15 protein-coding genes are annotated in these 16,137 nt (G+C 64.5%); 4 read left to right on the forward strand and 11 right to left on the reverse strand.

Going from position 1 to position 16,137, the window contains the following annotated elements:
• Positions 1 to 699 precede the first annotated feature (699 nt).
• Entirely contained in the window at positions 700 to 5,499 is a 4,800-nt protein-coding gene (locus MKP05_RS03980) for a DUF3320 domain-containing protein (protein WP_240567132.1), read from the forward strand.
• A complete protein-coding gene (locus MKP05_RS03985) occupies positions 5,496 to 5,864 on the forward strand; it encodes a hypothetical protein (RefSeq protein ID WP_240567133.1) in 369 nt (122 codons plus the stop codon). The genes MKP05_RS03980 and MKP05_RS03985 overlap by 4 nt, the downstream gene beginning before the upstream one ends.
• Before the next feature lie 286 nt (positions 5,865 to 6,150).
• On the opposite strand, the gene MKP05_RS03990 is transcribed toward MKP05_RS03985, so the two are convergent.
• The 10 genes from MKP05_RS03990 to MKP05_RS04035 all read right to left on the reverse strand — a co-directional run bounded on the left by MKP05_RS03990 (position 6,151) and on the right by MKP05_RS04035 (position 14,066).
• Positions 6,151 to 6,537 (reverse strand): type II toxin-antitoxin system VapC family toxin, encoded by a 387-nt coding sequence (locus tag MKP05_RS03990; protein WP_240567134.1) that lies wholly within the window; start codon positions 6,535 to 6,537, stop codon positions 6,151 to 6,153.
• On the reverse strand, positions 6,534 to 6,785 hold the full coding sequence (locus tag MKP05_RS03995; protein WP_240567135.1) for a type II toxin-antitoxin system Phd/YefM family antitoxin: 252 nt from the start codon (positions 6,783 to 6,785) through the stop codon (positions 6,534 to 6,536). Before MKP05_RS03995 ends, MKP05_RS03990 begins: the two co-directional genes overlap by 4 nt.
• Before the next feature lie 156 nt (positions 6,786 to 6,941).
• On the reverse strand, positions 6,942 to 7,292 hold the full coding sequence (locus MKP05_RS04000; RefSeq protein ID WP_240567136.1) for an AzlD domain-containing protein: 351 nt from the start codon (positions 7,290 to 7,292) through the stop codon (positions 6,942 to 6,944).
• The gene (locus tag MKP05_RS04005) at positions 7,285 to 8,016 is read right to left on the reverse strand and encodes an AzlC family ABC transporter permease (protein ID WP_240567137.1); all 732 of its coding nucleotides are present in this window, start codon (positions 8,014 to 8,016) and stop codon (positions 7,285 to 7,287) included. The genes MKP05_RS04000 and MKP05_RS04005 overlap by 8 nt, the downstream gene beginning before the upstream one ends.
• Entirely contained in the window at positions 8,013 to 8,543 is a 531-nt protein-coding gene (locus MKP05_RS04010; protein WP_240567138.1) for a helix-turn-helix domain-containing protein, read from the reverse strand. The genes MKP05_RS04005 and MKP05_RS04010 overlap by 4 nt, the downstream gene beginning before the upstream one ends.
• A gap of 235 nt (positions 8,544 to 8,778) precedes the next feature.
• Entirely contained in the window at positions 8,779 to 10,002 is a 1,224-nt protein-coding gene (gene sstT / locus MKP05_RS04015; protein WP_240567139.1) for a serine/threonine transporter SstT, read from the reverse strand.
• A gap of 383 nt (positions 10,003 to 10,385) precedes the next feature.
• Positions 10,386 to 12,137 carry an isocitrate/isopropylmalate family dehydrogenase gene (locus MKP05_RS04020; RefSeq protein WP_240567140.1) on the reverse strand — a complete coding sequence of 584 codons (1,752 nt, stop codon included), beginning with the start codon at positions 12,135 to 12,137 and terminating at the stop codon, positions 10,386 to 10,388.
• Positions 12,138 to 12,253: 116 nt separating this feature from the next.
• Positions 12,254 to 12,502, reverse strand: coding sequence for a hypothetical protein (locus MKP05_RS04025; RefSeq protein ID WP_146218667.1), 249 nt, complete (start codon positions 12,500 to 12,502; stop codon positions 12,254 to 12,256).
• Between the two features lie 79 nt (positions 12,503 to 12,581).
• Positions 12,582 to 13,364 carry a TSUP family transporter gene (locus tag MKP05_RS04030; RefSeq protein WP_240567141.1) on the reverse strand — a complete coding sequence of 261 codons (783 nt, stop codon included), beginning with the start codon at positions 13,362 to 13,364 and terminating at the stop codon, positions 12,582 to 12,584.
• A gap of 111 nt (positions 13,365 to 13,475) precedes the next feature.
• Positions 13,476 to 14,066 carry a gamma-glutamylcyclotransferase gene (locus MKP05_RS04035; RefSeq protein ID WP_240567142.1) on the reverse strand — a complete coding sequence of 197 codons (591 nt, stop codon included), beginning with the start codon at positions 14,064 to 14,066 and terminating at the stop codon, positions 13,476 to 13,478.
• Between the two features lie 366 nt (positions 14,067 to 14,432).
• Between MKP05_RS04035 and MKP05_RS04040 the strand changes: the two genes are divergently transcribed.
• Positions 14,433 to 14,999 carry an NnrU family protein gene (locus MKP05_RS04040; protein WP_240567143.1) on the forward strand — a complete coding sequence of 189 codons (567 nt, stop codon included), beginning with the start codon at positions 14,433 to 14,435 and terminating at the stop codon, positions 14,997 to 14,999.
• Positions 15,000 to 15,145: 146 nt separating this feature from the next.
• A complete protein-coding gene (locus MKP05_RS04045) occupies positions 15,146 to 15,595 on the forward strand; it encodes a hypothetical protein (protein ID WP_240567144.1) in 450 nt (149 codons plus the stop codon).
• A gap of 57 nt (positions 15,596 to 15,652) precedes the next feature.
• Here the strand turns inward: MKP05_RS04045 and MKP05_RS04050 are convergent, their stop codons facing one another.
• Entirely contained in the window at positions 15,653 to 16,096 is a 444-nt protein-coding gene (locus MKP05_RS04050) for a YybH family protein (protein WP_240567145.1), read from the reverse strand.
• Between the last annotated feature and the right edge of the window lie 41 nt (positions 16,097 to 16,137).

Raw genomic sequence — 16,137 nt, forward strand, 5'->3', positions numbered from 1 at the left:
CCGCTGAGCTGGACGTTGACGGAGCCGTTGCAGGACGGCGACCAGGTCGTTAGGGTTTCACCCATGGCGGTTGGTCCTCCTGAATCAGGTTCTGCCAGGAACTCTCTGATTTATCAGTAGGATACCAACCGCCATCTTCATTTCCAGGGCTGCCCGGTGAATATCAGGGGTAGATGATTTGGGTGATTAGTTTCCTGGGCCAAATTAGCTTCCAATATAGCCGTTACAAGTTATGGAAGAATCGGGGGCGTACCCCCTTTACTCGTTCAAGGGGTATTTGGATGAAATCTTATAGCTGTAGATCTTCGCGGAGTCGAGGTCGCTGACCAGCATGGGCTAAACATCTGTAACTGCATCACTGACCGTATCGAGCACAACTAAGCGGTGATGGCTCAGGTCCGCAACCACAGTGAAGGCTAGGTGATGCACGGTCTCTTTCCCAGGCGAGTCACCGACGCCGTGCTGGACGCCATGAGCGATCACGAAAAATTCAGCATGCCGCTGCTGGCGGATGAGGAGGCTGAAAGGCAGTTCCCTTTCCTGGTTCTAAAGTAGCTGGTGGGCCGGGAGTGGTCTTGCATGCATAATGGTGTAGCTATTCACGCCTTGAGTGCGTTGGCTATCAAGGGTACCTGTAGGGTACCGGCTTAACAGTTTTCACTCTGACAGATACGTGACCCACGCAGGGAACGCGAAAATATGGACAAGTCTTCACTCCAGCAGAAACTTGAGCTCGCTCGCCATGAGCTCCTCGACATGGGCCTGCGGGGAAATCCGCTGCTACATGTGCCCAGCAACAAGCGCTTTCTGGAGATCATCGATGAGCGATCGACCGAGGTCGCCAACATTCTGGTCGAGGAGCGCAAGGCCATGCGTTTCCTGCCCTTGCCGGAGGCCTACACACGAGACGAGGAAGGCGAGGATGCGGGAGCCGAGGGAGAAGACGCTGCTGAACCCCTCCCACCTCTCGAGGAGTATCTCGAGCAGCAGCAAGGTGAAGAGCGTTTCAACGATCTCTACCTGCAGACTAAACTACCGGCCCGAGAGCTCGATACGCGCTTGATCAAGCTGGAGAACGAGGCGCATACGCTGCTGCAGGAGCAGGGCATCGAAGTGCTCTATCTCGCGCTGGGGTTCCTGGAGTGGTACGAGGACGAAAACGCGCACACGCCGCGCCTCGCCCCCTTGGTTCTGGTTCCCGTGGAGCTACAACGGGAGTCTGCTCGCGCCAGCTTTTCCCTATCATTCACCGACGCCGATATGGGCGGCAACCTGGCCCTGGCCGCCCGGTTGAAGCAGGACTTCCGGCTGATCCTTCCTGAATTCGATGACGCCACGCCCCTGATCGACTATTTCGGCCGAATCGAGGAGATGATTGACGATCGCCCTCGCTGGCGCGTTCATGCCGACCAGATTCGGCTGGGCATCTTCTCGTTCGGGAAGTTCCAGATGTACACCGACCTGGACCCGGTCAATTGGCCGGAATCTCATGACCTGCTGGCGCACCCCCAGCTCGAGAAACTGTTCGAGAAGGGCTACCAAGAAGATGCCGAACGCCTTGAGGCGTCTTCCGGCCATGATCTGCTCAAGACACCCGAGTCGTTACACCTCGTCAAGGACGCCGACTCCAGCCAGCTCGAGGCCATCCTCGCGGTGATGGAAGGCGCCAGCCTGGTGGTCCAGGGGCCACCGGGGACAGGCAAGTCGCAGACCATCAGTAACCTGATCGGTGAAGCCCTGGCGCGCGGGCAGAAGGTCCTGTTCGTGGCGCAGAAGATGGCCGCCCTGGAAGTCGTCAAATCGCGTCTGGACGAGTGCCATCTCGGTGATGCGGTTCTGGAGCTGCATAGCCACAAGAGCAACAAGAAGGCGGTCCTCGACTCATTACGCCGGGTATACGAGAACGGTCGTCCCAAGGTCCCGGACCGTACCCACGAATATCAGCGCCTCGGCGAAGTCCGCGAATCCCTGGACGCTTATGTGGAAGATCTCCGCACGCCCATCCTGTCCTCACGGACAGATTACGTGATTGCTCTGGGACGAATGCTGGAGCTCCAGCGAGACGAGCGCCTGAGAGCGTTGTCACGGATCGACTTCGAGTGTCTTCGCCACTGGAGCCCCCAGGACCTGGCGCGAGGGCGGCGTGCCATGGACGCTATGGGCGATTACCTGGCGGAATATGGCCCTCCCTCCGACAACCCCTTTCGCCTCTCTACCCGTCACGCGTTGTCACCGGGAGAAGAGCAGGAGCTTCGCAAGCTGGTCCAGCGGGCATCCGATCAGCTGACGGCGCTGACCGATAACGCGGTCGCCCTGGCGACGGTCATGCAGCTGCCCATCCCGCAGGATTTCGACGACATCGCCATCCTCCAACGTGCTGGGCAACGGGCGCTGCAGGCGCCGCACCTCGCCGGCGTGCGGGTCAACACTGAGGAGTGGCAGGCGCGGCGAGACGAGGTCCGCCAGGCTATTGCCGCCGGCCAGGCTCTGACACGTACGCGTGAAACCATGCAGCCACGCTTCATCGAGGCCGTGTATGAGGCCGACCTGCTGCCGATCCGCACCGGCCTCGCCGGGCGAGCCGACAAGTGGTGGCGCGTCTTTTCCGGCGAGTACCGGCGGGCCGCGAGGGCCTTGAAGGGCTACGCTCGCCAACAGCTGACGGGGTCGCCGGTGGAGTGGTTGGCCTGGGTGGACGAGATCCTGGAAGCCCAGCAGCACCGTCAGACCCTGCAGCGTCTGGCGCCGACCTGCCAGACCCTGTTCGGCGCCCAGTGGCAGGGCGAGGAGAGCGACTGGCCCGTGCTGGCGCAGCTCGCCGACTGGATCGTGGATCTGTATGAGGCAATCGGCAAAGGCGAGCTGCCTGCAGGGCTGGCCGCCTTCCTGGATGGCAACCCGGACCTGCGTGAACACAGTGACCAGGTCGAAGCTCTGCTGACTCAGTCCGAGAGCGTCCAAGGGATACTTCTGGAGCTGTGTCATCAGATCCAGTGGCAGGAAGAGGGATCCTCGGTGGCGCTGGGCACATGGCATCAGCGTTTAGCCGGCTGGCGAGACACTGAGCAACTGTACTCGGTGGTACGCTTCAATCAGCTCAGAGAAGACCTCGAGGATGCCGGCCTGGGGCACCTGGTCGAGTCTCTTGCCAGCTGGTCACACGCGCCACGTGCGCTCACCCCGTGGCTGGCGCTGAGTTACTACGGCGGTCTGGTTGATCATGCCTATATCGAGCGACCGCGTCTGGGACGCTTCGATCGCCTGACCCATGAGCGCCTGATTCAGGAGTTCAACCGGCTCGACGAGGCTTGCTTTCGCTACGCGCAGGAGTCGCTTGTCGAGCGGCTCCATAATGCCCTTCCGGCCTATCATGCGGCCGGCGAGATGGAGGTCCTGCGCCGGGAGTTCACTAAGAAGCGTCGCCACCTGCCCATTCGCCGCCTGTTGCGCGAGGCGGGCACGGTCATCCAGCAGGCGAAGCCTGTTTTCATGATGAGTCCGATGTCGGTCGCCGGCTATCTCGCCCAGGGCAACCTTGATTTCGACTTGGTGATCTTTGACGAGGCCAGCCAGATCCCGGCGCCTGAGGCCCTGGGTGCTATTCTGCGGGGGCGCCAAGTCGTGGTGGTCGGCGACAGCAAGCAGATGCCTCCCACCAATTTCTTCGGTCAGTCCGTCGAGCTCAGCGATGAAGAGGCCGACGAGAGCGCCACGGCCGACGTGGAGAGCATTCTCGGCATGATGAAGGCTCGTGGCATGCCGGAGCGCATGTTGCGCTGGCACTACCGTAGTCGCCACCACTCCTTGATCGCCGTCTCGAATGACCAGTTCTACGACAATCAGCTGTTGATCTTCCCCAGCCCCGGTGTCCATCCCGACGCCAGAGGGTTGCGTTTCCGTCACTTGCCCGAGACCCTCTACGATCGCGGTGGGTCGCGGACCAACGCGGGCGAGGCCCGTGCCGTCGCCGAGGCGGTGATCCAGCATGCCCAGCAATCGCCCCAGCTGTCACTCGGGGTGGTGGCCTTCAGTACTGCCCAGCGAGAAGCGATTCTGCTGGAGGTGGAACGCCTGCGTCGCGAGCACGAGGAACTCGAGGACTTCTTCCGCCATCACGACGGGGGCGGCGAATTCTTCATCAAGAACCTGGAAAACGTTCAGGGCGACGAGCGCGACGTGATCTTCATCAGCGTTGGGTACGGACGCACGTCGGCAGGCCGCCTCGGGCAGAATTTCGGCCCAATCAACAAGACAGGCGGCGAGCGACGCCTGAACGTACTTATTTCTCGCGCTCGACTGGCCATGGATGTCTTCGCCAACTTCCAGGCCGATGAGTTGAAGGTCACCGAGTCATCCCCGTTCGGGGTCCGTGCTCTGCAAGCCTTCCTGAAGTATGCCGAAACTGGGGAACTGCCGACCCACGAAATGACGGACAGGGAGCCTGACTCGCCTTTCGAGTGGGAGGTGATGCGAGCTATTCAGGATCTGGGCTATGAGGTACAGCCCCAGGTTGGTAGTCAGGGGTTCTTCATTGATCTGGCGGTGAGGGATCATGATGCCCCGGGTCGATTCTTGTTGGCCGTGGAATGTGACGGTGCCAGCTATCACAGCAGTGCCGTGGCCAGGGATCGCGACCGCCTGCGGCAATCGGTACTGGAGGGTCTTGGGTGGCGTTTCCATCGTATCTGGAGCACGGAGTGGTTCCGAAACGCCCCGGCCGAGACGCAGCGCCTGAAGGAAGCGATCGAAGCTGCCCAGCGCCATCAGAAGGCCCTTGAAGCGGCGAGCTCTGCGATGGAAGAGGACGCCCTAGAGTTCACCCATCAAGCCACCGAGCCAGGCGAGGAGGAGCTGGACGAGGTAACTGAGGAGCCGGAGCCTGTCTCGGCCAACATCGAGCGGGAGGTGACCTCACACGCTGCGCCCAGCATCTCTGCCTACTCGCCCGTAGATACTAATGCATTAGGGCTTTCGCCAGTCGATAGCCAGTTCGAGGAGATCCCGAGCCATCGACTTCAAGAGGCCATTCACCAAGCAGTGGCTCATGAAGGGCCGATGCACATCAAGATGCTGCTGTCTCGGCTAACCGACGCCACCGGGCTGCAACGAGCCGGCGCACGTATCCAACGGCGTGTCGAAGCTGAGAGCCGGACAATGGAGCGACAGGGACGCCTGCAACGTCAGGGCGACTTCCTGGATACGCCAGAACGGGAGGTGCCGCCCCAGCGCGACTGGAGCAGCTTGCCCGCCGGCCAGCGAAAGTTCGAGCTAGTGCCACCCAGCGAACTGGAGCATGCCATCCTGCTCACAGTAAGAGACAGCGTCTCGATCGAGCCAGTGGATGCCATGGGGGCCGCCATCAACCTGCTCGGCTTCAAACGCCTGACCCAGCCAATCCGCCAGCGTGTGGAAACCGTGCTTCAGGACCTACATGACAGCGAGCACATCCAGGAGCGTAATGGGCGGCTACAGTTGGCCAGGCAGGATGAGAAAACATGATTAGCCAGTTCACCCTTGTGACTTCGATGCTACTTACCATGGCCCTGCCGGCAGCCGCGCAGGATTATGATGATTTCACCACCTCGGGGGTCAACGAAGGCGCTATTGGCTCCGGATACGACGACTTCACCACTCCCGGCATTAACGAGGGCGCCATCGGCTCCGGCTACGACGATCTCTCCACGCCAGGCATCAATGAGGGCAGCATCGGGTCGGGCTATGACGACCTCTCAACCCCGGGCATCAACGAAGGTGCCATCGGGTCCGGCTACGACGATCTATCCACACCTGACATTAACGAGGGGAACATCGGTTCTGGCTATGACGACTTCACCACACCTGGCGTTAATGAAGGGGCATGGTAGTTAGACCCGTGTCTCGCTCCCGGCAGATGGTATAACCATATCTCAGGGGGCATATATGGGGGCATCATCGACAATCAAAAAACAAAAAGTACATTAATATCAACTGATTGTTGATTGATTTTGAGAGAAGCTGGCCCACCATGCTTTATCGTCTCCCTCTGTCCACTTCTGCTGAGCACGATCAGTGCGAAGGTGGTGAGGCGACGTGCCTGGCCGTCTCACAGTGGGGCGTGCGGGGTAGCGTCAACGCATTGATGGTGAGTGACAGCGTGAGATTCGTGAACCGCTACACCCGCATGATCGGGCCGGGGTAGCGCGCCACTGCCGCGTCGGCAGTCAGCAGCAGCATGCCCTCGCTCTCGGCTTGGGCGACGAGCAGGCGGTCGAACGGGTCGCGGTGGATGCGGGGCAAGTGGTGGACGGCAAGGGCGTGGCTGCTGGTGATGGGCAGTTCCGTGTAGCCGTTATCGACCAGGCCGCGGCGCAGCAGGTAAGGGTCCACTCGGAAGTCGGGACGCCCCAGGCTGGCCTTGATGGTCAGCTCCCAGAGGCTGGCGGCGCTGAAGCAGGGCTCGTTGTTCTCATCCAGCAGCTTCTCTCGGGCCGCTGCCGAGAGGCGGTCCGGCTGCGAGGCGGCCCAGAGCAGCAGGTGCGTATCCAGCAGCAGCATCATGGCGATTCGCCGCCTTCGAATATCTCGGCAATCGCATCGCTGCCCATGGTGTCGAAATCGTCGGGGATCTGGAACACGCCCTCCAGGAATCCGAGGCGGCGCGTCTTGCCAGCCGACGGCGCATCGATGGGGGTGAGCTTGGCGATGGGCTGGCCCGCCTTGGCGATCACCACGGTCTCGCCCTTCGCCGCGCGCGCCAGAAGCCGGGACAGATGCGTCTTGGCTTCGTGGATATTGACGGTGTCCATGGTAAGCGCCTCGCTCAAATGGACTAGACTAATCTAGTCTAGTTGGATTCCATCACCTTCGCGAAACTTTGTCTGAAAAGTCGGCGAGCGCAGGCAGTTTTCGGACAAAGCGTAGCTGTGCTCGGCCAACGGCCGGGCTACCCGCAAGAACCCCGCCTACGGTGTCGCCAGTCCCGCCAGGATTATCACCACCCCATAGGCCGCCACGCCGGCGGCCACCGGCCAGCCCAGCGAGCGCAGTCGCCACCAGACCAGCAGGGTCACGAGCACGCCGAGCGCCGTGGCGAGCCAGGAGCTGGCGTCGGTGGTCGCCGGGACCAGCGAGACGCCGAGCACCGCGGCGATCATCAAGGGGCCGAGGATGCCGAGCCACTGGGGCATGGCCTCGAGGCCGTCTTCACTGGCGGACTTCTGGAGACGGCGCTGCATCCACAGCAGCGGCAGCAGGCGCATCAGCAGGGTGCCTGCCGCCGAGGCCAGCACGGCCAGCCAGAGTGCGCTACTCATCTCGTTCTCCTCGCGTTGTCACGTCAAACTTCACCAGATAGAAGCACAGGGCCCCGCAGGCGGCGGCGAGGGGGATGGCGGCGTTGGTCAGCCCGTTCACGGTGAGCAGCGCCGCGATGGCGATGGCACTGCCCAGCGCCAGCGACCAGCGCCGGGAGGTGAAGCGCGGCGCCACCAGCACCAGGAACAGGGCCGGCAGGGCGAAGGGCATGACCTCGCCGAGCAGCGGCCAGCGCATGGTCAACTCCTCGCCGGCCACGGCACCCAGCGCGGTGCCGCCGATCCAGCTGGCCCAGGCCAGCAGCGCGGCGCCGGTGAACCAGCCGAGGCGCTGCGAGGCCGGCAGCTGCGGCAGGCGGCTGTGGGCCAGGGCGAAGACCTGATCGGTCAGGCCGTGCATCAGCCAGGGCCACCAGCGGCTGGTGGTCAGCCAGGGCGCCAGGTTGGGGGCATAGACCACGTGGCGTGCGTTGATCAGCAGCGTCATGACGACCACCAGCCACAGCGGTGCGCCGGCGGCGACCATACCGACGAACAGGAACTGCGAGGCCCCGGCGTAGACGAGCGTCGAGATGATAACCGCCTCCCAGGTGCTGAAGCCGGCCTGGATGGCGATCAGCCCGAAGGAGATGGCGACCGGCACATAGCCGCCCAGCAGCGGGATGGCCTCGCGCAGGCCCGCAAGCCAGGGACGGGGTAGGGCGTGCATGGCTTGCTGGCTCATGGGGTGTCTCCTTGGCCGGTGTAGACGATGGTGAGCAGCAGCGTGGCCCAGGCGTCCTGGGTGCGATAGAGGTGTGGCCGGTCGGCGGGGAAGGTGAGGGTGTCGCCGGCCGAGAGCGTCTCGATGGCGCCTTCCGGACCGGCCTCCAGCCGCCCGCTGATGAGGGTGAGCGACTCGCGGGCCCCCGGCGTATGCGCCTCGGCGTGGCGTACGGTGTGGGGGGCGCAGCGCATCCAGTAGGCGTCGACCTGGGGCGTGTCCTTGCCCTGGTCGAGCAACCGAACCTCCACGCCGTCCTCGCCCAGCGGCACGCGGATCGGCGCCACCAGGGTGCCGAAGGGCACGTTGAGTTGCACCGCCAGTCGCCAGATGGTGTCCAGGGTGGGGTTGCCGTTGCCCTGCTCGAGCCGCGACAGGTTCGACTTGGCGATGCCGGCGGCGGCGGCCAGCTGCGACAGCGACCACCCCTGGGCGAGTCGCAGGGTCTGCAGGTGCTGGCCGAGGGTACCGAGCGAAAGCTTGTCCATGGCGCGGGCTCCCGGAGTGTTCCTTTTAGAGAACGTTCTTTAAAAGGAACATAGTGGCGAACCGTGTTGCTGTCAATGCGGTGCGTTTCGACATGGTGAGCCATGACCAGTCACCGGGAACGATCCGGCTCGGAGCTTGGGGGATTCCGCGTCGGCCGTGCCGCTCCGGGGGAGCGGTACGGCTGACGGGGGCAAGTGCACCGGGCCCGTTGGCTGCGGGACCAGCGTCGTCGGCTCACGTCTGGCGGCGCTCATCGTTCTGGCAGGCGGCCGCGGTGAACAGCACGTCGGTGGAGGAGTTCAGCGCCGTTTCGGTGGCGTCCTGCACCACGCTGATCACGAAGCCGATCGCCACCACCTGCATGGCCACGTCGGTGGAGATGCCGAAGAGGCTGGCGGCCATGGGGATCAGCAGCAGCGAGCCGCCGGCCACCCCGGAGACGCCGCAGGCGGCCAGGGCGGAGACGATGCACAGCAGCAGGGCGGTGGGGAAGTCGACGCCGATGCCCAGGGTGTGGGCGGCGGCGAGGGTGATCACGCTGATGGTGATGGCGGCCCCGCTCATGTTGATGGTCGCGCCCAGCGGGATCGAGATCGCGTAGGTGTCGGCGTGCAGCTTCAGCCGCTTGCACAGCTCCAGGTTGACCGGGATGTTGGCCGCCGAGCTGCGCGTGAAGAAGGCGGTGATGGCGCTGCCGCGCAGGCAGGTGAAGACCAGCGGGTAGGGGTTGCGGCGGGTCTGCCAGTAGACGATCAGCGGGTTGGTGACCAGCGCCACGAACAGCATGCAGCCGACGATCACCATCAGCAGGTGGCCATAGTCGAGCAGGGCGCCCATGCCGGACTCCGCCAGGGTGGTGGCGACCAGGCCGAAGATGCCCAGCGGAGCGAAGCGGATCACGATCCGGACGATGTTCGACACGGCCTCGGAGAGGTCGCTCAGCATCGTCCGGGTGCTCTCCTCGGCCTGGCGCAGCATGATGCCGAGGCCAATGGCCCACACCAGGATCGCGATGAAGTTGCCCTCCATCAGGGCAGTGACCGGGTTGGTGACGGCGTTCAGCAGGAGGTTCCTGAGGATCTCGACGATGCCGCCCGGCGGGTTGCCGCTGACCTCCGGCACGTCCAGGGTCAGGGTGGTGGGAAACACGAAGCTCGCGACGACGGCCACCAGGGCGGCGGTCAGGGTGCCGATCAGGTAGAGGATCAGGACCGAGCGGATATGGGTGGGTTGGCCCTGCCGGTGGCCGGCGATGGCCGCCGCCACGAGGACGAACACCAGGATCGGGGCGACGGCCTTCAGCGCGGAGATGAACAGCTGGCCGAGTAGCGATACCGACTGGGCCGCCTCGGGCGAGACGGAGGCGAGCAGGATGCCGCAGGCGATGCCGATGGCGATCTGGGGGATCAGCCCCAGGCGTAGCAGCGGGCGGCTGAGATTCTGGACGGTGGCGATCATGAAGCGTCTCTCGGGGGGTTGTAATGAGCGGGCAGCCCAGGGCAGGGGCGCCTGCAAGACGCGCGGGATTCTAGCAAGATTCTCGAGGCGGGTGGTTGATAGTTCTATCGATTAGACGAAAGATAGGAATTCTTTTCGCCTGTTCCGCATTGTTAGCGTGAGATCGATTGGAGGTGGCGCGATGGGCCGGGGAGGCAACCCGGTGGTTGCCAGCCAATGACGGGGTAGGTGGTGTTGTCGTGGAGGCAGTGCCTGGCGGATTCCTGCGAATATCCTGACGATGGCAGCACGGTCGCCGAAAAAGGCGCCGAATCCTCTCCAGCGGGGATAAGGCCTCGGCCGGGGTAAGGCTCCGGCCGAGTTGCCCGGCCTGTCTGGTACACCTAGCTGCCCGGGCTAACCATGAGGCGCGCTTCCACGGCGTCGAGGAAGCCCTGCATGTCCACGACCTGCTCCGCGTCCGGGTCGATGGTCTTGCCCTTGAGGTCGCCGGTGATGATGCCGGCGGCGACGGTGTCGATCAGCGCGGCCTTGAGTCGCTGGGAGTAGTCGATCAGGGGGGCGTTGCCTTCGCGCTCGCCGAGGGTCTCGAGGGCGTTGGCCACGGCGTAGATCAGCGCCGAAGAGTTGAAGTGCGCCTCCTTGCCATCGCTCTCGAGGTACTTCAGGTAGAGGTCGTGAGCGGTGCCGTGGGGGGCTTCGAAGAGCATGGTGCCGCTCTGGCTCTCGATGATCGAACTGGCGGTGGCCAGGCTGCCGCCGAGCGCCGCGGAGATGTCCGAGAAGATGTCGCCGTCGAGGTTCTGCGCCGGGTAGAGGGCATTGCGCGGCGGGTCGGTGATCATCTTGATGAGCTGGCTGGAGGGCCGCATGATCATGAAAGAGGGCGGCGGGGTGTCGGCCTGGGCCAGTTCGAGGCGTACCTCGGTGATGACCGTGCTGAAGACCTCGTCGTACTCCATGTACTCGCGCTTGAGGCCGAAGTAGACCTCCTTCTCCTTGCGCGAGGCGTCGCGGAACACCTGGCCGACCCAGTCCTTGATCGCCTGGCGGTCGTTGGACATCAGCAGGATGGGATCGCCCTTCTTGACGCGCCGGGCGTGCTTCTCGTCGCCATCGACGACGACCTTGAGGATGCCGTCCTCTTCGGCGGGCATGTTGTAGCTGCCGTACTGGTCGCCACCGCCGGCACTCATCCGTGACAGCGAGACATGGGCCTTGCGGCTGGAGATGCCGTGCTGCTTGAGCTGGTTGACGAGCTTGTAGAGCTTGCGGCCGGTGTTGTTGTCCGGCACGCCCCACAGCGCCCGCTCCGGCGGGTTGGCGACGAGGCGCGCGGCCTGGGCGTCGATCAGTTCGTAGTGGTACTCGAGACCCAGGGTCTCGAACTGCCGGCGGTAGTCGGCTTCGAAGATGCGCTCGATGGCGGCCCGCATCACCCCGTCGTAGCCGGCGATCACGGTGTCCTTCAGGCCCAGGTAGGCATCGCGCTTCTCGTCGATGGCGCGCTGGAAGAAGTGGTGGGCCCAGGCCTTGACGTCATCCAGGTTGTTGGTGGCGAGCAGCCAGGGGTCGCCCTTGTTCACCTCGCGGCGGTGGAGCTCCACCGGGTCGCCACTGGCGCCGACGAACATCAGCTTGATCACCCCGGTGGCGGTGGAGAGCGCGTTGAAGCTGTCCTTGATGCCGCCATGCTCCATGGTGTCGACCTCGATGTCGCGACCGACCCAGTCGGGCCTCCTGACCTGGAGGTTGCGGAACTGGATGTCCTCGCGGGTGATGTTGCCGCCGATGCCCTTGCGGATGGCGCCGTTGGGCGACTTGGTGGCGAGCGCATGCAGGCGGGTGCCGTCCAGCTCCGGGTGCTTGGCGAGCAGCTCGCCGAGCTGGGTGCGGTTGACCGTCATGCCGGCATTCTTCACGCCCACCCCGAACCGCTTGAGGGCCTCGATGGCGTCGTTCACCGCCTGCCCGTTGGTGAGCAGCCGGTGCTCCGCGGAGAGGTCGATCTCCACGAGCCCGATATCCAGGGGTGAGCTCACGAACTTCTCGAGGATCTTCTCGAAGGCCACCTGGGCCATCTCGTCACCGTGCAGGATGACCAGTGGCGCGGTCACCTTGATCCTGTTGCTCATTGCATGCCTCTTCACAAGGGGTATCGGGACTGCCGCTCATGCCGTTCAGCGTAAGCCCTCGATGTACCCCCGGCAAACGACCCTCTCACTGCCGGCCGCGTGTTCACACGAACTCTTCACACGAACTCTGGGTCGTCCGTCCTGACCGTTACGCCGACCTCGTCGCCCGGCACCATGACCGAGAACTCGCCGCCGCCCAGGTAGGTGACCTCGTGGCCCTCCCGGGTCCTGAAGGATGGCAGCCCGCGCTGGGTGGCGCCGGTGTGTTGAAGGTCGCTGATGTCCCGGACGCTGACGAAGACATCGATGATGTACTCGCGGCCCTGGTCGTCGAAGGCCATGATGGTCTTTTCGTGCTGGGGCACTGGGTTCACCCTCCGCTGGGGATGACACCCTCATCATTAGCAGCAGAGCGGCGGTTTGGCGAGTGCCGGGCCGCGCGCCTCACCCCGCGGGGCTGAGCAGCCCCATCACGCTGACGATGATCAGCACCACGCCCAGTACCCGGAAGTAGCGGTTCGTCTTGCCGGCCAGCATGTGCCGGTGGGCGCGCTCGCCGAGCAGATGCCCGACCAGGGCGCAGGGCAACAGCCAGAGATGGTGGACGAGCTGCAGGTCCACGCCGGCGATCACGAACGACACCATCTTGATCACCACCAGGATGAACCAGAGCACGAACAGGGTGTCGCGCAGTTGGTGCGCGGCCACATGCGAGGCGAACACCGCGACGATCAGCGGGGCGCCGATCAGCGAGGTGCCGCTGACGTAGCCGCCCATCGCCAGCAGGGCGTAGTCCACGTAGCGGTGGTTGCTGCGGAACGGCCTGTCCAGCACATAGCCGACTGCATAGACCAGCACGATCACGAAGATGATGCTGGTCATGACGTTGCCGGGCAGCGTCAGCAGCCCCACGACCCCCACCAGCTTGGGGACGATCATGATCTTCATCGCCTTGAGCAGGTAGGCCCAGTCGATGTTGCTGGTGGCCGGTCGGCCGTCCTCGCTCTCGGCCACCAGCTGCCGGTGGCCGCGCCAGGCGATCCAGCTCGAGAAGATCATCAGGTGCACGGCGATGATCGGCAGGAACACCAGCGGCTCGTTCAGCACCAGCAGCAGGAACGGCAGGGAGAGTACCGCCCCGCCGAAGCCCAGGCTCGTCCTGACGAAGCCGCTCCAGACGAAGATCAGGCCGATGAGGGCGAGCTGGTACCATTCCAGGCCCGCCATCAGCGCAGGCTCCCCGTGTGCCGTTGACGATGGCGTGTCGATGGGTGTTGCTTTGGTGTCCTGTCCATGTGCGTTCCCTGCGCTTGCCTGGGGCCTCTCCGTGGTCGTGGTTCAGGGGCCGGGGGCGTGTGCCGGGTGGGGCAGCCGCCGTGCCAGCGCGAACACGTGGGGATCGTCCACGCCGAGGTCGCGGAGTGCCTGGGCCAGGTTCAGCAGGTAGTCACGATTCGGCCCGCTGGGGCCGTGGGCCATGGCGATCTGCTCGGCGATAGCGTCGAGCGGTGCCTCGCCGAGAAAGGCGGCGTTGTCCTCGGTGGCGAGATAGACCAGCCCCTCGGCGTTCTCCCCCTCACCCTGGCCGTCATCGAAATGGAGCCGGATGACCTCGCGCAAGTAGCCGTTCTTCTCGCGCACGTCCAGGGGGCGCAGCACCTCGGGTGCGATGCGATAGGCCATGCCGTGGCAGATGGCACCGGGCTCACGGACCAGGGTGGCGACCCGGCCCGGCGCTTCCGGGGTGCCGCGGTGGTCGTGGGAGCCCTGCCAGAAGCGCCGCACCCAGCCGTGGATATGCGCCGGGCGGCGCTCCAGGAAGGGGAAGTCCGCCTTCCAGATCAGCGAGCCGTAGCCGAACAGCCAGATCTCGTCGTGGCCGTCGAAGTGGGTCATGCGTCGGTTGAGCAGGGTGGTGTCGAGGGTCATGGATAGCATCGGCAGGTGTCGGCGTTATCCGCCATGATGCGATGGACGGCGACGGATGTCGAAACTCGCCGGGCTGCGGCGGGTCAACGTGATGCTTGTCGAGGCTCCCTCGACCTTTACTCGATCATGACGCCAAGGAGAGCAGGATGAACGCCAGCAGGATTCTCGAGCAACTGATGCAGCAGGCCGGCGGCAAGCAGGCGGCCGGGTGAGCGTGCGGGCGCTCCCCCAGTGACAGGTGACAGCATGGTTCGCGACCATCGGGCGGGGAGGACGCCCCTGACGGGCTGAGGCATCGCTGGTGCGATGCCGGGCGAGCGGCTAGGCTGGCGTATCGTTCAACCTTTGCTGATGGAGGCCCCACCCATGACCGTGATGATTCTCGGCCTGTTGATCTTCCTGGGAGTGCACTCGGTGCGCATCGTCGCCGACGACTGGCGTACCACCCAGATCCAGCGTCGGGGAGAGGTGCCCTGGAAGGGAGCCTACTCGGTGATCGCGGTCGTCGGCCTGGCCCTGGCGATCTGGGGCTACGGGCAGATGCGCCTCGACCCGACCTGGGTGTGGTTCCCGCCCACCGGGCTACGCCACGCCGTCGCGCTGTTGATGATTCCCGCCTTCATCCTGCTGGTGGCCACCTATGTGCCGGGCAACCACATCAAGGCGAAGCTCGGTCATCCGATGATCCTGGCGGTGAAGCTCTGGGCCTTCGCCCACCTGCTGGCCAACGGCCGGCTGGGCGATATCGTCTTCTTCGGCGCCTTCCTGCTCTGGGCGGTGTTCGACTTCCGCGCCGCCCGCCGTCGCCCGCGGCCGAGCTCGTCGGCACCGGGCATGACCGGCACCGCCATCACGGTGGTGATCGGCCTGGTGGCCTACTATCTCTTCGCCTTCCATCTGCATGCCTGGGTCACCGGTGTGCCGGTGATATGAGGCCGGTTGCCGAACGGTCGAGGTCGCCGGGGCAGCGGCTTCGACATGAAGCACCTATACGGAGGCACGGTGTGGTGGGGGACACTATGCTGGGAGGAGGCCACAGGGCCTGCCTGTTCACCAGCACCCTCTCCGGGAGACATACCATGACGACTCCATCCGTTCCTTGTGCCTGGCGCCTTGGCCTGGCGCTGTTCGTGTTGCCCGTTGCCACCGCCCTGGCCGGTGATGGCCACGACTTGAGCTTCCAGGGCGATGCCAGCTTCCAGGGACCCCATGCCGACCAGGCCGTCCAGGTTGCCCTGGTCGATGCCGACTCCGGCGAGGTGGTGGCTCGGGAGGCCGGCAGCGTCTCGGCCGACGAAGACCCGGCCTTCGCCTTCGATTTCCCCGGTGCCTTGCAGGCCGGGCAGCGTTACGAGGTGCACTACTGGATCGACTCCAACTTCAATGACGGCAGTGCCGGTGCCTGTGATCCCAAGTCCCAGGACCACCAGTGGCGGGTGGAACTGGGCGAGGCGAGCGAAGCCGTCACCCATACGGAGGAGCACGCCCCCGCGCGCATGGCGGAGGTGTGCACCACCTTCGAGGAGTAGGTGCGTCGCGGCCCGGAGCCGTTCCCCGGGCCGCGTTCAGCCGTTCCGGAGCGAATCTCAGGGTTCGAGATCGAACAACGCCTTGCCGCTCTCCATCTCGAAGGGAGCGGAGAAGTGCTCATGCACCACCTTCCACTCGCCCTCGATGCGCCGGTAGCCACTGGTCATGCGCAGCCAGCCCACCTGGGGCTCGCCCTTGTCGTTGGTGTCGCCACAGTGGTGCAGGGCATGGCAGAAGGCCACCTCGCCATCGGCGTGGAGCACGACCTCGTGGAGCTCGAAGTCCATCAGCCCCGGGCACAGCTCCAGGCACGCCTGCCAGTGCTGGCGGTAGGCCTCCACGCCCTTGAACTGCAGCTGTGCCACTGCATCGAAGGCGACGATGTGCGGCGCATAGTGGGCAACGATGGCGTCGATGTCCCGGTCGCGTACCGCGGCCGTCCAGCTCTCCAGCTGTTCCAGCACCGCGGCCTCGGCGGGCAGGCCGGTATGGGTCGTCATGGGGTATCTCCTTGTTCGATTCGTCTGGGGTCCGTCGTCAG

It is taken from the genome of Halomonas flagellata (assembly GCF_022487945.1).
Taxonomy (GTDB): Bacteria; Pseudomonadota; Gammaproteobacteria; order Pseudomonadales; family Halomonadaceae; genus Halomonas; species Halomonas flagellata.

Coding starts and splice junctions, on each gene's coding strand:
- MKP05_RS04045 (WP_240567144.1), top strand. CDS start 15,146: ATGACGACTCCATCCGTTCCTTGTGCCTGGCGCCTTGGCCTGGCGCTG.
- MKP05_RS03995 (WP_240567135.1), bottom strand. CDS start 6,785: ATGGACACCGTCAATATCCACGAAGCCAAGACGCATCTGTCCCGGCTT.
- MKP05_RS04005 (WP_240567137.1), bottom strand. CDS start 8,016: ATGAGCCAGCAAGCCATGCACGCCCTACCCCGTCCCTGGCTTGCGGGC.
- MKP05_RS04020 (WP_240567140.1), bottom strand. CDS start 12,137: ATGAGCAACAGGATCAAGGTGACCGCGCCACTGGTCATCCTGCACGGT.
- MKP05_RS03980 (WP_240567132.1), top strand. CDS start 700: ATGGACAAGTCTTCACTCCAGCAGAAACTTGAGCTCGCTCGCCATGAG.
- MKP05_RS04050 (WP_240567145.1), bottom strand. CDS start 16,096: ATGACGACCCATACCGGCCTGCCCGCCGAGGCCGCGGTGCTGGAACAG.
- MKP05_RS04010 (WP_240567138.1), bottom strand. CDS start 8,543: ATGGACAAGCTTTCGCTCGGTACCCTCGGCCAGCACCTGCAGACCCTG.
- MKP05_RS04000 (WP_240567136.1), bottom strand. CDS start 7,292: ATGAGTAGCGCACTCTGGCTGGCCGTGCTGGCCTCGGCGGCAGGCACC.
- MKP05_RS03985 (WP_240567133.1), top strand. CDS start 5,496: ATGATTAGCCAGTTCACCCTTGTGACTTCGATGCTACTTACCATGGCC.
- sstT (WP_240567139.1), bottom strand. CDS start 10,002: ATGATCGCCACCGTCCAGAATCTCAGCCGCCCGCTGCTACGCCTGGGG.
- MKP05_RS04035 (WP_240567142.1), bottom strand. CDS start 14,066: ATGACCCTCGACACCACCCTGCTCAACCGACGCATGACCCACTTCGAC.
- MKP05_RS04040 (WP_240567143.1), top strand. CDS start 14,433: ATGACCGTGATGATTCTCGGCCTGTTGATCTTCCTGGGAGTGCACTCG.
- MKP05_RS04030 (WP_240567141.1), bottom strand. CDS start 13,364: ATGGCGGGCCTGGAATGGTACCAGCTCGCCCTCATCGGCCTGATCTTC.
- MKP05_RS03990 (WP_240567134.1), bottom strand. CDS start 6,537: ATGATGCTGCTGCTGGATACGCACCTGCTGCTCTGGGCCGCCTCGCAG.